General features: G+C 62.1%; 11 protein-coding genes and 1 pseudogene. All 12 read left to right on the top strand.

Features of this window, described 5'->3' with window-relative positions:
- The first annotated feature begins 1 nt into the window (after position 1).
- The 12 genes and pseudogenes from JN403_RS24240 (at position 2) to JN403_RS24185 (ending at position 13,585) form a co-directional block, all read left to right on the top strand.
- Positions 2–538, top strand: coding sequence for a chemotaxis protein CheW (locus JN403_RS24240; protein ID WP_122623435.1), 537 nt, complete (start codon positions 2–4; stop codon positions 536–538).
- Positions 535–1,875 carry a protein-glutamate O-methyltransferase CheR gene (locus JN403_RS24235; RefSeq protein ID WP_205484624.1) on the top strand — a complete coding sequence of 447 codons (1,341 nt, stop codon included), beginning with the start codon at positions 535–537 and terminating at the stop codon, positions 1,873–1,875. Before JN403_RS24240 ends, JN403_RS24235 begins: the two co-directional genes overlap by 4 nt.
- Entirely contained in the window at positions 1,872–2,555 is a 684-nt protein-coding gene (locus JN403_RS24230) for a chemotaxis protein CheW (protein WP_122535085.1), read from the top strand. The genes JN403_RS24235 and JN403_RS24230 overlap by 4 nt, the downstream gene beginning before the upstream one ends.
- Positions 2,552–4,888: a hybrid sensor histidine kinase/response regulator gene (locus tag JN403_RS24225; RefSeq protein ID WP_205484622.1), complete on the top strand. Its 2,337-nt coding sequence runs from the start codon at positions 2,552–2,554 to the stop codon at positions 4,886–4,888. The genes JN403_RS24230 and JN403_RS24225 overlap by 4 nt, the downstream gene beginning before the upstream one ends.
- The gene (locus tag JN403_RS24220; RefSeq protein ID WP_205484620.1) at positions 4,885–5,895 is read left to right on the top strand and encodes a chemotaxis response regulator protein-glutamate methylesterase; all 1,011 of its coding nucleotides are present in this window, start codon (positions 4,885–4,887) and stop codon (positions 5,893–5,895) included. The genes JN403_RS24225 and JN403_RS24220 overlap by 4 nt, the downstream gene beginning before the upstream one ends.
- A gap of 45 nt (positions 5,896–5,940) precedes the next feature.
- Positions 5,941–6,945 (top strand): PleD family two-component system response regulator, encoded by a 1,005-nt coding sequence (locus tag JN403_RS24215; RefSeq protein ID WP_122535088.1) that lies wholly within the window; start codon positions 5,941–5,943, stop codon positions 6,943–6,945.
- A 160-nt stretch (positions 6,946–7,105) separates the two neighbouring features.
- Positions 7,106–8,201, top strand: a protein-coding gene (gene prfB, locus JN403_RS24210; protein ID WP_108120905.1) for a peptide chain release factor 2 whose coding sequence is annotated in 2 segments (ribosomal slippage) — positions 7,106–7,177 and positions 7,179–8,201 — 1,095 coding nt in all. Because the reading frame shifts where the segments join, the coding sequence is not laid out codon by codon here.
- A gap of 114 nt (positions 8,202–8,315) precedes the next feature.
- Positions 8,316–9,818, top strand: a complete 1,503-nt coding sequence (gene lysS / locus JN403_RS24205) for a lysine--tRNA ligase (protein ID WP_122535100.1) — start codon at positions 8,316–8,318, stop codon at positions 9,816–9,818.
- Positions 9,819–10,032: 214 nt separating this feature from the next.
- Positions 10,033–10,764 (top strand): TetR family transcriptional regulator, encoded by a 732-nt coding sequence (locus tag JN403_RS24200; protein WP_122623438.1) that lies wholly within the window; start codon positions 10,033–10,035, stop codon positions 10,762–10,764.
- 18 nt (positions 10,765–10,782) lie between these two features.
- Positions 10,783–11,340: a cache domain-containing protein gene (locus JN403_RS24195; RefSeq protein WP_122535090.1), complete on the top strand. Its 558-nt coding sequence runs from the start codon at positions 10,783–10,785 to the stop codon at positions 11,338–11,340.
- A gap of 26 nt (positions 11,341–11,366) precedes the next feature.
- A complete protein-coding gene (locus JN403_RS24190; RefSeq protein WP_122535091.1) occupies positions 11,367–12,644 on the top strand; it encodes a flavohemoglobin expression-modulating QEGLA motif protein in 1,278 nt (425 codons plus the stop codon).
- A 27-nt stretch (positions 12,645–12,671) separates the two neighbouring features.
- A pseudogene (locus tag JN403_RS24185) lies at positions 12,672–13,585 on the top strand (alpha/beta hydrolase).
- Positions 13,586–13,652 lie beyond the last annotated feature (67 nt).

Below are 13,652 nucleotides of genomic sequence, written 5' to 3'. Positions count from 1 at the left end.
CATGATCGAGCATTCAGCCAGGCGCAACGCTGCGGTGTTGCCGAAGAACAAGCTGTTTCTGCTATTTCGCATCGGTGCGGAACGCTACGCGCTGCAAGCGACGGAAGTCGCCGAAGTGCTGCCGCGGCTGGTGCTCAAGCCCATCGCACAGGCGCCGCACTGGGTCGCCGGTGTCTTTGCCCACCGTGGCGCCATCGTCCCGGTCATCGACCTCAGCGCGCTGACCTTCGGCCATCCCGCGCAACTGCGCACCAGCACGCGGCTGGTGCTGGTGCATTACCGCCTTGGCGGTGATCGTCCGGCGCGGGAACTGGGTTTGATCCTCGAACAGGCGACCGACACGCTGCGCTGCTCGCCCCATGAATTCAAGGCCTACGGCCTGGACAACTCACAAGCGCCGTATCTGGGCCCGGTGCGCGAAGACGAACAAGGCCTGCTGCAATGGATACGCGTTGAGGACTTACTCAGCGACGCCGTGCGCGAGCTGTTGTTTCCCGAGCAGCCCATGAGTCTCGATGCCTTCGAGGCCGCGCCATGAGCAGCGACGCGCGTTTCTTCGCCTTTCTCAAAGACCGCATCGGGCTCGACGTCGCGTCGGTGGGCGAGGCGATCATCGAGCGCGCCGTGCGTCAGCGCTGCACGCTGTCCAAGGCGCGTGACCACGACGACTACTGGCACATGCTGCTGGGTTCGGCGGACGAACAACAGGCGCTGATCGAAGCGGTGATCGTCCCCGAAACGTGGTTTTTCCGTTATCCGGAATCGTTCGTCACCCTCGGCAAGCTGGCCAATGCCCGACTGGCGCAGCTCAATGGCGTACGCCCGCTGCGCATTCTCAGCTTGCCGTGCTCCACCGGCGAGGAACCTTATTCCATCGCCATGGCGTTGTTCGACGCCGGTCTTCGAGGGCCGCAGTTCAGCGTCGAGGCAGTGGACATCAGCCCGCTTTCGATCCAGCGCGCGCGCCAGGGCGTGTATGGCAAGAACTCCTTCCGCGGCGATCAACTGGGTTTTCGGGAACGTTTTTTCAGCGCGGTCGAGGAGGGCTATCGCCTGGAGGAGCGGGTGCGGGATCAGGTCCGCTTTCAATCAGGCAACCTGCTCGACCCTGCGATGGCGGTGGCGCAATCGGCGTACGACTTTGTGTTCTGCCGCAATCTGCTGATTTACTTCGACGTCGACACCCAGCGTCAGGGCTTCGAGGCGCTGAAACGCATGACCCGCGAAGACGGCGTGTTGTTTATCGGCCCTGCCGAGGGCAGCCTGCTCGGGCGCATGGGCATGGTGTCGATTGGCATCGCGCAGTCCTTCGCCTTTCGTCGGCGTGACGAGGCCATTGCCGAACCCCACAGTGTCGTGACTGCCCCAGCCATGCAGCCGTCGCGAAGCGATTCCTCTGCTGCTCACCCAACATCGGCCCTGTCGCGCGGCGCCCATAAACCTCAGCCCTTTGCGCGAAGGTTAGTGAGTGATCCTGCGCTGACCGAAGAACGCAGGGCTGCGCTCAGACCCGACATCAAAGCGGTGGCGGCGACGGGTTCTGGCAACGGCGAAGCTGCCGAGTTATTGCGCAGCATCGCAGCCCTCGCCAATGAAGGCCGCACGACGGAGGCAAAGGCTGCTGGTGAGCAGTACCTCAAGCGCTTCGAACCCGTTGCGCCGGTGTTCTACTGGCTGGGTCTGCTCAGCGAAGTGGCGGGGGAGACGAGCGCGGCACAAGGGTTTTATCGCAAGGCGTTGTATCTGCAACCACAGCATCCGGAAACCCTGGCGCAACTGGCCGCGCTGCTCGCCGCCCAAGGCGACAGCGCAGGGGCCCGGCGGCTGCAGGAGCGCGCGGCAAGGGGTGTCACTAAAGAAGGACGCAGCGGATGAGTCGCGTACACACAGAGCTGGTCAGCGACGACGCCGCGGCGATCGACGACTGCTGGAATCGCATCGGCATCCATGGCGACCGGTCCTGCCCGCTGCTTGCCGATCACATTCATTGCCGCAACTGCTCGGTGTATTCAGCCGCGGCAACGCGCTTGCTCGACCGTTACTCCCTGGCCCAGGAGCAGCGTGTGTCTGTGCACAGCGATGCGCTTGCCGCTGACGTCCAGACCCGCTCGACGGTGGTGTTCCGTCTCGGCGAAGAGTGGCTCGGTCTGCCGACGCGGTGTCTGGTGGAAGTATCGCCGGTGCAAGCCATTCATTCCCTTCCGCACCAGCGATCCCGTGCCCTGCTGGGCGTTGCCAATGTGCGCGGCGCGCTGGTGGCCTGTCTGTCATTCGTCGAGTTGCTCGGGCTGGACCCGTCGGTTGCGCCGGTGGGTGATGCCCGAACATTGCCGCGCATGCTGATCGTTTCGGCAGACGGCGGCCCGGTGGTGGTGCCAGTGGATGAGGTCGACGGCATTCATGCCATCGAAGCGCGCCTGCTGGATACGGCCTCGGCGTCGGCGCAGAACAGCAACGCGCGCTTTACCCGAGGCGTCGTGCAATGGAAAAACCGCAGCTTGCGCCTGCTCGATGAAGACCAGCTGTTGTCGGCCGTGAACCGGAGCCTGACATGACGCCCGATCAAATGCGCGACGCGTCGCTGTTCGAACTCTTCACCCTGGAGGCTGAAGCTCAGACCCAGGTGTTGAGCGCCGGCCTGTTGGCCCTTGAGCGCAACCCGACCCAGGCCGATCACCTGGAGGCGTGCATGCGCGCGGCCCATTCGCTGAAAGGCGCGGCGCGGATTGTCGGGGTCAACGCCGGTGTCAGCGTCTCCCACGTCATGGAAGATTGCCTGGTCAGCGCTCAGGAAGGGCGATTGCACCTGCTGCCCGAGCACATCGACGCCTTGCTGATGGGCACCGATTTGCTGATGCGCATCGCCACGCCCGGCGCCAGCGTGCCCCAGGCGGATGTGGACGGTTACGTGGCGCTGATGAACAACATGGTCAGCGACGATCCGGCCATGAAAGCCATGCTGGTGCCCGCCGCGCTGCCTTCGCTTGAGGACATCCTGCTCGCCAACGCGCAGTCGCTGGTCACCTCGCTTCAATCTGCGCAGGATTCGGCGGCCGAAGAGCTGGCAGCCTCCGTTGTCGAACCCGCGCCGGACCCGGCGCTCAAAGCGGATGGCCCCGGCGAGCGACGCGTTGCCGAAACCGGCGAGCGGGTCCTGCGCGTCACTGCCGAACGTTTGAACAACCTGCTGGACCTGTCGAGCAAGTCGCTGGTCGAGACCCAGCGCCTGAAGCCGTATCTGGCCGCAATGCAGCGGGTCAAACGCACCCAGACCGGCGCAACAAGGGCGCTGGACAGTCTTGAAGCCTTGCTCGGCGCCAACACCGATCCCGACGCGCAGAAGGCGCTGGACGAAGCGCGGCGTCTGCTCGGCGAAGCGCAGCATTTGCTGATTCAACAGACGGCTGACCTCGACGAGTTCGGCTGGCAGGCGTCGCAACGCGCGCAACTGCTCTATGACACCGCGCTGGCCTGCCGCATGCGCCCGTTTGCCGATGTGCTGGCGGGGCAGGCGCGCATGGTCCGTGATCTGGGCCGTTCGCTGGGCAAGCAGGTGCGCCTGGAAATCGACGGCGAGAAAACCCAGGTCGACCGCGACGTGCTGGAAAAACTTGAAGCGCCCTTGACCCATCTGCTGCGCAACGCCGTCGACCACGGCATCGAACTGCCGGCACAGCGTCTGGCCTGCGGCAAGCCGGCCGAGGGGCTGATTCAACTGAAGGCCTCGCACCAGGCCGGGCTGCTGGTGGTCGAGCTGATTGATGACGGCGCCGGAGTAGACCTCGAACGCCTGCGCCTGAGCATCATCGAGCGCAAACTTTCGCCCGCCGAAACCGCCGCGCAGTTGAGCGAAGAAGAATTGCTGAGCTTCCTGTTCCTGCCCGGTTTCAGCATGCGCGACAAAGTCACCGAAGTGTCCGGACGAGGGGTTGGCCTGGACGCGGTTCAGCACATGATTCGGCAACTGCGTGGCGGCGTTGAAATGGATCAGCGCGCCGGGCAGGGCAGCCGTTTCCATCTGGAAGTGCCGCTGACCTTGTCGGTGGTGCGCAGCCTGGTGGTGGACGTCGGCGGCGAAGCGTATGCCTTTCCGCTGGCGCACATCGAGCGCATGCGGGACGTGCGTGCCGACGAAATCGTGCAACTGGAAGGCCGTCAGCATTTTTGGCACGAGGAGCGGCATGTCGGGCTGGTTGCGGCCACTCAGTTGCTTAACCGTCCTGCCAGCCAGCACAGTGAAGACGTGCTCAAAGTGGTGGTGATTCGCGAGCGCGATGCCGTGTATGGCGTCGCTGTGGAACGCTTCATCGGCGAACGCACGCTGGTGGTTCTGCCGCTGGATCCGCGCCTGGGCAAGGTTCAGGACATCTCCGCCGGCGCTTTGCTTGACGACGGCTCGGCGGTGTTGATCATCGACGTCGAAGACATGCTGCGATCGGTGGAGAAACTCCTCAACACCGGGCGCCTGGAACGCATTGATCGGCGCAGTCGTCAGGCCGACACCCGGGTGCGCAAGCGCGTGCTGGTGGTCGACGACTCGCTGACGGTGCGCGAACTGGAGCGCAAATTGTTGCTCAGTCGTGGCTATGAAGTGGCGGTGGCCGTGGATGGCATGGACGGCTGGAACGCCCTGCGCGGTGAGGATTTCGACTTGCTCATCACCGACATCGACATGCCGCGCATGGACGGTATCGAGCTGGTGACGCTGGTGCGTCGCGACAGCCGCCTGCAATCGCTGCCGGTGATGGTGGTGTCGTACAAGGACCGTGAAGAAGACCGCCGTCGCGGCCTGGACGCCGGTGCCGATTATTATCTGGCCAAGGCCAGTTTCCATGACGATGCGCTGCTCGATGCAGTCGTTGAGTTGATAGGAGATGCGCAGGGATGAAGATTGCCATCGTCAACGACATGGCCATGGCGGTGGAGGCGTTGCGCCGCGCGCTGGCCTTCGAGCCGGCGCACCAGATCGTCTGGGTGGCCAGCAACGGCGCCGAGGCGGTGGAGCGTTGCGCCCAGCTGACGCCTGACCTGATATTGATGGACCTGATCATGCCGGTGATGGACGGTGTGGAGGCGACTCGACGTATCATGGCGGCGACGCCGTGCGCCATCGTCATTGTCACCGTGGACCGCGAGCAGAATGTGCATCGGGTGTTCGAAGCCATGGGGCATGGCGCGCTGGACGTGGTCGACACGCCCGCGCTGGGGGCTGGCAATCCCAAGGATGCAGCCGCGCCTTTGTTGCGCAAGATCCTTAATATAGGCTGGCTCATTGGCGAGCGGGACACGCGGGTCCGCCCCGCGCCGCCACCGGTGCGCGAGTCGGCACAGCGTCAGCGGTTGATCGCGATCGGCTCATCGGCCGGCGGGCCCGCCGCGCTGGAAATACTGCTTAAAGCGCTGCCTGCGGATTTCCCGGCAGCGATCGTGCTGGTGCAGCACGTGGATCAGGTGTTTGCCGAGGGGATGGCGCAATGGCTGAGCAGCGCTTCGGGGCTGGAAGTCAGGCTGGCGCGCGATGGCGAGCCGCCGCAAGTGGGCACGGTGCTGCTCGCAGGCACCAACCATCATATTCGTCTGCTCAGGAACGGCACACTGGCGTATACCGCAGAGCCGGTTAACGAAATTTACAGGCCGTCCATCGACGTGTTTTTCGAAAGTGTGGCCAGCTATTGGAATGGTGATGCAGTGGGTGTTTTGTTGACCGGCATGGGCCGTGATGGTGCGCAGGGGCTCAAACTGATGCGTCAGCGGGGCTTCCTCACCATCGCTCAGGATCAGGCGAGCTGCGCGGTATACGGCATGCCCAAAGCGGCTGCGGCGATCGACGCCGCCATGGAAATTCGCTCACTGGACTCGATCGCACCTCGCTTGAAGGAGGTATTCACCCAATGAATTTCCAGGTGATCTCACAGCCCGCCTGTGACCAGGAGACCCCGCATGCATGATTTGCAACTGGACGATCTGAACGCCACGGATGAAAACGCTGCCATGGTGTTGCTCGTCGACGATCAGGCCATGATCGGCGAGGCCGTCCGACGCGGGCTGGCTCACGAAGACAATATCGACTTTCACTTCTGCGCGGACCCACATCAAGCGATCGCGCAAGCCATTCTCATCAAACCTACCGTGATTCTTCAGGACCTGGTGATGCCCGGCCTGGACGGCCTGACGCTGGTGCGTGAATACCGCAACAACCCGAAGACCCGTGACATCCCGATCATCGTGCTCTCGACCAAGGAAGACCCGCTGATCAAGAGCGCCGCCTTTGCCGCCGGCGCCAACGATTACCTGGTCAAATTGCCGGACAACATCGAACTGGTCGCGCGAATTCGCTACCACTCGCGCTCGTACATGACGCTGCTGCAACGCGACGAAGCCTATCGTGCGTTGCGCGTCAGCCAGCAACAGCTGCTCGACACCAATCTGGTGCTGCAACGCCTGATGAACTCAGACGGCTTGACCGGCCTGTCCAATCGCCGACACTTTGACGAATACCTGGAACTGGAATGGCGCCGTTCCACCCGTGAGCAGACGCAGATCTCGCTGCTGATGATCGACGTGGATTACTTCAAGGCCTACAACGACGCCTTCGGCCATCTCGAAGGTGACGAGGCGTTGCGTCAGGTCGCCAAAGCGATCCGCGCCAACTCCAGCCGTCCCTCCGACCTGCCTGCGCGGTATGGCGGCGAAGAATTTGCGCTGGTACTGCCCAGCACATCACCGGGTGGCGCACGCCTGCTGGCGGAAAAGCTGCGCCAGACCATCGCCGGCATGAACATCCCCCACGTCGCCCCGAGCCAAGGCTCGAGCCTGACCGTCAGCATTGGCCTGGCCACTATGGTGCCGCAAGTGGGCAGTCACAGTCGCCAGCTGATCCAGAGTGCGGATCAGGGGTTGTATGCGGCCAAACACAATGGCCGCAATCAGGTGGCGGTGGGGTAGGGCGGGGAATCCACACTCCCGCGCTCCCTGGCCGTCACCGGATTGGTGACTCGTCAAGGACAATGAACACGGCTCACCCCCGCCCAACGGACTGCCATCGCTGGATTGGCTGCGCTATACTCGCCGGCTTTGTGAAAATCGCCTGCGAGTGCTGCCTACCATGGAAATCAACCCGATCCTAAACAGCATCAAGGACCTGTCCGAGCGCTCCGAAACCATTCGGGGGTATCTTTGACTACGATCACAAACATGATCGTCTGACCGAAGTTAACCGCGAGCTCGAAGATCCAAACGTCTGGAACAACCCGTCTTACGCCCAGGAACTGGGCCGCGAGCGTTCGCTGCTGGCGCAGATCGTCGACACCCTCGACGAGATGAGCACCGGCCTGGTGGACGCCAAGGACCTGTTGCTGATGTCCGCCGAAGAAGAAGACCAGGCCGCCGTCGACGACGTTGCCGCTGAAGTCGAGCGCCTGCGCGAAGCCCTGGAAAAACTGGAATTCCGTCGCATGTTCAGCGGCGAGATGGACCAGAACAACGCCTACCTGGACATCCAGGCCGGTTCCGGCGGCACCGAAGCCCAGGACTGGGCGAACATCCTTCTGCGTATGTACCTGCGCTGGGCCGACAAGCGCGGCTTCGACGCGACCATCATGGAACTGTCGGCCGGTGAAGTCGCCGGTATTAAGGGCGCCACGGTGCACATCAAGGGCGAGTACGCATTTGGCTGGTTGCGCACCGAAATCGGTGTCCATCGTCTGGTCCGCAAGAGCCCGTTCGACTCCGGCAACCGCCGTCACACCTCGTTCTCGGCCGTGTTCGTGTCGCCAGAAATCGATGACAACATCGAAATCGACATCAACCCGTCGGACCTGCGCATCGACACTTACCGCTCCTCGGGCGCCGGTGGTCAGCACGTTAACACCACTGACTCGGCGGTCCGGATTACCCACGTTCCGACCAACACCGTGGTCAGCTGCCAGAACGAACGCTCCCAGCACGCCAACAAAGACACCGCGATGAAGATGCTGCGGGCGCGCTTGTACGAGCAGGAAGTGCAGAAACGCAACGCGGCCTCGCAAGCGCTGGAAGACACCAAGTCGGACATCGGCTGGGGTCACCAGATCCGCTCGTACGTGCTTGATGCCTCGCGCATCAAGGACCTGCGCACCAGTGTCGAACGCAGCGATTGCGACAAGGTGCTCGATGGCGACATCGACGAGTACCTGATCGCGAGCCTCAAACAGGGCCTGTAATCGCCACACCACTGTTGCGGGTCGGGCGCGTCATCATGACGTCGCCGCCCGCGATCCTTTGTCGCGCTTCCCGGCCAGACGAAGGGCCACGAACCTGTGATGGATAATCAAGACATGAGCGACCAACAACTCGACCCGCAAGCCCAGCAACAGGAAGAAAACAGCCTGATCGCCCTGCGCAAGGAAAAACTTGCGGCCGAGCGCGCCAAGGGCAATGCCTTCCCGAACGACTTCCGTCGCGAAAACTACTGCAACGACCTGCAGAAACAATACGCGGACAAGACCAAGGAAGAGCTGGCTGAGGCGGCGATTCCGGTCAAGGTCGCCGGGCGCATCATGCTTAACCGTGGCTCGTTCATGGTGATTCAGGACATGACCGGTCGCATCCAGGTCTACGTCAACCGCAAGACGCTGCCCGAAGAAACCCTGGCCTCGGTGAAAACCTGGGACATGGGTGACATCATTGCGGCCGAAGGTACCCTGGCGCGTTCCGGCAAGGGCGATCTGTACGTCGAAATGACCAACGTGCGCCTGCTGACCAAGTCCCTGCGTCCGCTGCCCGACAAGCACCATGGTCTGGTGGATACCGAGCAGCGTTATCGCCAGCGTTACGTCGACCTGATCGTCAACGAAGACGTGCGCGAAACCTTCCGCGTTCGCTCGAAAGTCATCGCCCACATCCGCAGCTTCCTGATGCAACGCGACTTCCTTGAAGTCGAAACGCCGATGCTGCAGACCATCCCGGGCGGTGCTGCGGCCAAGCCGTTCGAGACTCACCACAACGCGCTGGACCTGGAAATGTTCCTGCGCATCGCGCCGGAGCTTTACCTCAAGCGTCTGGTTGTCGGTGGGTTCGAGAAAGTGTTCGAGATCAACCGCAATTTCCGTAACGAAGGCGTTTCGACCCGGCACAACCCCGAGTTCACCATGCTCGAGTTCTACCAGGCCTACGCTGATTACGAAGACAACATGGACCTGACCGAGGAACTGTTCCGCGAACTGGCCCAGCTGGTTCTTGGCAGCACCGACGTGCCGTACGGCGACAAGGTGTTCCACTTTGGCGAGCCGTTTGCGCGTCTGTCGGTGTTCGACTCGATCCTCAAGTACAACCCCGAGCTGACCGCCGATGACCTGAACGACATCGACAAGGCCCGCGCCATCGCCAAGAAAGCCGGCGCCAAGGTGCTGGGCTTCGAAGGTCTGGGCAAGCTGCAAGTGATGATTTTCGAAGAGCTGGTCGAGCACAAGCTGGAGCAGCCGCACTTCATCACCCAGTACCCGTTCGAAGTGTCGCCGCTGGCCCGTCGCAACGATGACAACCCGAACGTCACCGACCGCTTCGAGCTGTTCATCGGCGGCCGCGAAATCGCCAACGCCTATTCCGAGTTGAACGACGCGGAAGACCAGGCCGAGCGCTTCATGGCTCAGGTCGCGGACAAGGACGCCGGCGACGATGAAGCCATGCACTACGACGCAGACTTCGTCAGGGCGCTGGAATACGGGATGCCGCCTACAGCGGGCGAGGGCATCGGCATCGACCGTCTGGTCATGCTGTTGACCAATTCGCCGTCCATACGTGACGTCATCCTGTTCCCGCACATGCGGCCTCAGGCGTAAGTGATGTAAAAAATAGCCGCCTGAGCAGGGCGGCTTTTTTTGGCTGTTCGTTGAGTGAGCGGCTGCATTTGGAGATGCTATCGAGAGCAAGCTCACTCCTGCAGGGGCACGCCGCCGGTTGTAGGAGTGAGCTTGCTCGCGATGACGTCGGCGCAGATACCGCCGCAAGCTGACGTTGCTGTGATGTGAATGACTCGAAAAAGGAAACCCCGTTGTGAACCGCACGATCGCTCAAAAGGGAGCCGCTGGCCTGGCCACGGCAGTCGCACAGAGTGTTCAGTACCAGGGCCGCAAGGCGAGTCGACAGGGAAGTGAACAGCGTCGGCAACAGATTCTTGATGCGGCCATGCGCATCCTCATTCGTGACGGCGTCCGGGCTGTGCGTCATCGCGCGGTGGCAGCCGAAGCGCAAGTACCGCTCTCCGCCACCACCTACTACTTCAAAGACATCGATGACCTGCTCACCGATGCCTTTGCGCAGTATGTTGAACGCAGTGCGGCCTACATGGCCAAGCTGTGGACCAATACCGAAGCGCTGCTGCGCGAGATGGTCGCGCGCAATGACGGCAGCGTCGAGGCCCGTGCCCGGCTGGCGGATGAGATCGCGCGGATGACCATGGAGTACGTGCGCCATCAACTGCTGACCCGTCGCGACCAGCTCATTGCCGAGCACGCGTTCCAGCTCGAAGCGCTGATCAACCCGCGTCTGGCTCCCTTGGTGAGCGCCCATCAGCAGATTTTGTTGCAGGGCAGCGCCCAGTTTCTCGAAGTCATGGGCTCGGTTCAGCCGCAACTGGACGCCCAAGTGTTGACGGGGCTCATCTGCCGGATGGAATATCAGGGGCTGCTCAACGGGCCTCAGCCCGGCGCAGACGAAGAAATGCTCGCTATTCTTACTCGCCAGATGCATCTGGTACTGGGCACCGCCAAGCCGATGGCTGGCTGATACCTCAAGGAGAACCCGATGAGAGTCTGGAGCGTTTTGCTCGCCCTGTCGTTCGCGCTGTTGAGCGGATGCCTGGTGACGTTCAAAGACCCGATTCCGGCCAGTAATACCGCCCCGCCCAAATTGCTCGGTACCTGGAGCAGCAAAAATGCCTGGGGCGAGCCGCTCGAACTGGAAATCAGCCGCGCCGGCCCCGACCGCTACAAAGCAGTGAGCTACCGCAAAGGCGATCGCAAGAACCGTGACGAGTACGCCTTCACCGTGTCGCGCCACGGCAGCCGCTGGTACGTGTCCGCTGCGCTGCCTGACAAATACGGCGGCAATTACGTCATCGCCGGGTTTGACCTGATGGATAACGAGAACGGCGCCGACGAATTGGTGGTCTATGACCTCGACCTGGAGCGGTTTCAGCAGTTGGTCGAGCAGAAGGTGCTCGACGGCGAGCGGGTCGATACGGTGAAGGGCGACGGCATGCTGATTTCAAGCCCCATGGACAGGGTGTTTGCCTACCTCGACGATCCGGCCTATTCCGATGTCTTTCTCAAAGCAGCTCAATATCAGCGCATGACCAAATAGCGCAACGTTTCAATAAGGGGTACCGGGTGGACGAATACCAACAGACTATTCGCACGTTGTCCGATCGTATCGTGGTGGCGCAGACGCCGATCCGCGTCCTCGATGCCGTGAAATGGGATGACAACATCCGCAAGACTTTCCTCGACGGCAAGGGCAAGCACCTGCCGGAAGTGGATCGCGCGTACTACGAGAATCGCCCACTGGGATTTGATTCTGGCGCGGTCAAGCTGGAGTTCCAGAACATCGAGCGGGACATCACCCGACAACTGGGCCAGTTCAACCCGGTCGGGCAGATCATGCGCCGCATGTGCAAGGAGTACCGGATGGTCATCCGCATGCTCGAAGCGCGCGGCACCCCGGACTTCGGCCTGATCTCCCAGGAGCTGTACGGCGCGGCGTCCGATGCGTTCCATGCCGGCGACCCGACGTTGTCCGACCTCGGCATGATGCTCTCCGATTACCTGAACAACATCGCCGGTCGCGGTGACCTCAAGGACGAGCCGAAAATCCTGACGGCCAAAGACGCCGTTGCCATGCTGCAGACTCGGCTCAATCGCACGTTCGGTGAAGCCGAAGAGACGATTCGGGTGTTCGAATCCGACGGCATCGTGGCCGACGCTGCGGCTGGCGCCGATTACATCAAGATTCGCAGCGACGCCATGTTCAACGAGCGCGACGTGCGGGCGCTCGAAGTCCACGAGGGCCTGGTCCACGTCGGCACTACGCTCAATGGGCAGAATCAGCCGATCTGCACCTTCTTGTCCAAAGGCCCGCCCTCGTCGACGGTGACCCAGGAAGGCCTGGCGATTCTGATGGAGATCATCGGTTTTGCGTCCTACCCGAGCCGCCTGCGCAAGCTGACCAATCGTACGCGCGCCATCCATATGGCCGAGGAGGGCGCCGACTTTTTGCAGGTGTTCGAGTTCTATCGTGAGCAGGGCTTTGGCATGTCGGAAAGCTACGGCAACGCCAGTCGGGTATTCCGCGGCTCTGTGCCGAATGGGCTGCCATTCACCAAGGATCTCTCCTACCTCAAGGGCTTCATCATGGTCTACAACTACATCCAGTTGGCCGTGAGAAAGGGCAAGCTGGAGCAGGTGCCGCTGCTGTTCTGCGGCAAGACCACGCTGGAGGACATGCGCACGTTGCGCCAGTTGGTGGACGAAGGTCTGGTTGTACCGCCCAAGTACCTGCCCGACCAGTTCCGCGACATGAACGCGCTGTCGGCATGGATGTGCTTCTCCAACTTCCTCAACCACCTGAGCCTGGACCGGATCGAAGCGGATTACTCCAATATTCTGTGACCCCTATCCTAAATTAAAGGACATCGCTTGAAGCGTCTTCTTGCCTTGCTTGTGGTCATCTCCCTCAGCGGCTGCAGCGGATTGCTGTTCTATCCGGAACGCGGTCTGCCATTGACGCCGGATAAAGCGCACCTGGCCTGGCGCGATGTCACCCTCACAGCCGCCGATGGCACCCGCCTGAATGCGTGGTTTCTGCCGGTCAAGCCTGGCGTACCGGTGAAGGGCACGGTGCTGCACCTGCATGGCAACGGCGGCAACATGGCCTGGCATCTGGCGGGCAGCTGGTGGTTGCCGGAGCAGGGTTATCAAGTGCTGCTGGTGGACTATCGCGGCTATGGCCGGTCCGAAGGCGAGCCAAGTCTGCCGGCCATTTATCAGGACATCGACGCGGCGTTCGACTGGCTGAACGCTGCGCCCGAGGTACAGGGCAAACCACTGGTGGTACTCGGCCAAAGCATCGGTGGTGCGCTGGCCGTGCACTACCTGTCGGAGCATCCGCAGCAACGCGCCCGGGTCAAGGCGCTGGTGCTCGATGGCGTGCCGGCGAGCTATCGCGAGGTCGCGCGGTATACCCTCGGCACCTCGTGGCTGACCTGGGCTTTCAAGAGGCCGCTGTCATGGGTGATTCCTGACGGCGACAGCGCCATCAACGGCATGCCCCAGCTCAAGGGCACGCCCATGCTGCTGTTCCAGAGCCTGGACGACACGCAAGTGCCGATGCACAACGGCATCAGCCTGTATCAGGCCGCACCGCCGCCGCGCGTGCTGCAACTGACCCGCGGGCCGCACGTGCAGACGTTCGGCGACCCCACCTGGCGCGAGGTGATGGTTCGCTACCTGGATGATCCGCAGCACTTCAACGGGTTGCGCAGGTTAGGGAAATTCCGAATTATCCTGATCCTCAAACCGGCAAGACGGGGCCGTCGTCGTCTCAACCGTGAGCGGAGCAGCATGAGTGACAGTCTGCGCGATCAGAATTTGTGGGAGTGAGCTTGCTCACGAAGAGGC

The organism is Pseudomonas sp. 15A4, from assembly GCF_016925575.1.
GTDB lineage: Bacteria > Pseudomonadota > Gammaproteobacteria > Pseudomonadales > Pseudomonadaceae > Aquipseudomonas.
This window is presented reverse-complemented; position numbering and strand designations above follow the sequence as displayed.

Excerpts from the sequence above, each read along its gene's own strand:
- JN403_RS24235 (WP_205484624.1), top strand. The coding sequence starts at position 535 with ATGAGCAGCGACGCGCGTTTCTTCGCCTTTCTCAAAGACCGCATCGGG.
- JN403_RS24230 (WP_122535085.1), top strand. The coding sequence starts at position 1,872 with ATGAGTCGCGTACACACAGAGCTGGTCAGCGACGACGCCGCGGCGATC.
- JN403_RS24220 (WP_205484620.1), top strand. The coding sequence starts at position 4,885 with ATGAAGATTGCCATCGTCAACGACATGGCCATGGCGGTGGAGGCGTTG.
- JN403_RS24215 (WP_122535088.1), top strand. The coding sequence starts at position 5,941 with ATGCATGATTTGCAACTGGACGATCTGAACGCCACGGATGAAAACGCT.
- JN403_RS24195 (WP_122535090.1), top strand. The coding sequence starts at position 10,783 with ATGAGAGTCTGGAGCGTTTTGCTCGCCCTGTCGTTCGCGCTGTTGAGC.
- lysS (WP_122535100.1), top strand. The coding sequence starts at position 8,316 with ATGAGCGACCAACAACTCGACCCGCAAGCCCAGCAACAGGAAGAAAAC.
- JN403_RS24225 (WP_205484622.1), top strand. The coding sequence starts at position 2,552 with ATGACGCCCGATCAAATGCGCGACGCGTCGCTGTTCGAACTCTTCACC.
- JN403_RS24240 (WP_122623435.1), top strand. The coding sequence starts at position 2 with ATGATCGAGCATTCAGCCAGGCGCAACGCTGCGGTGTTGCCGAAGAAC.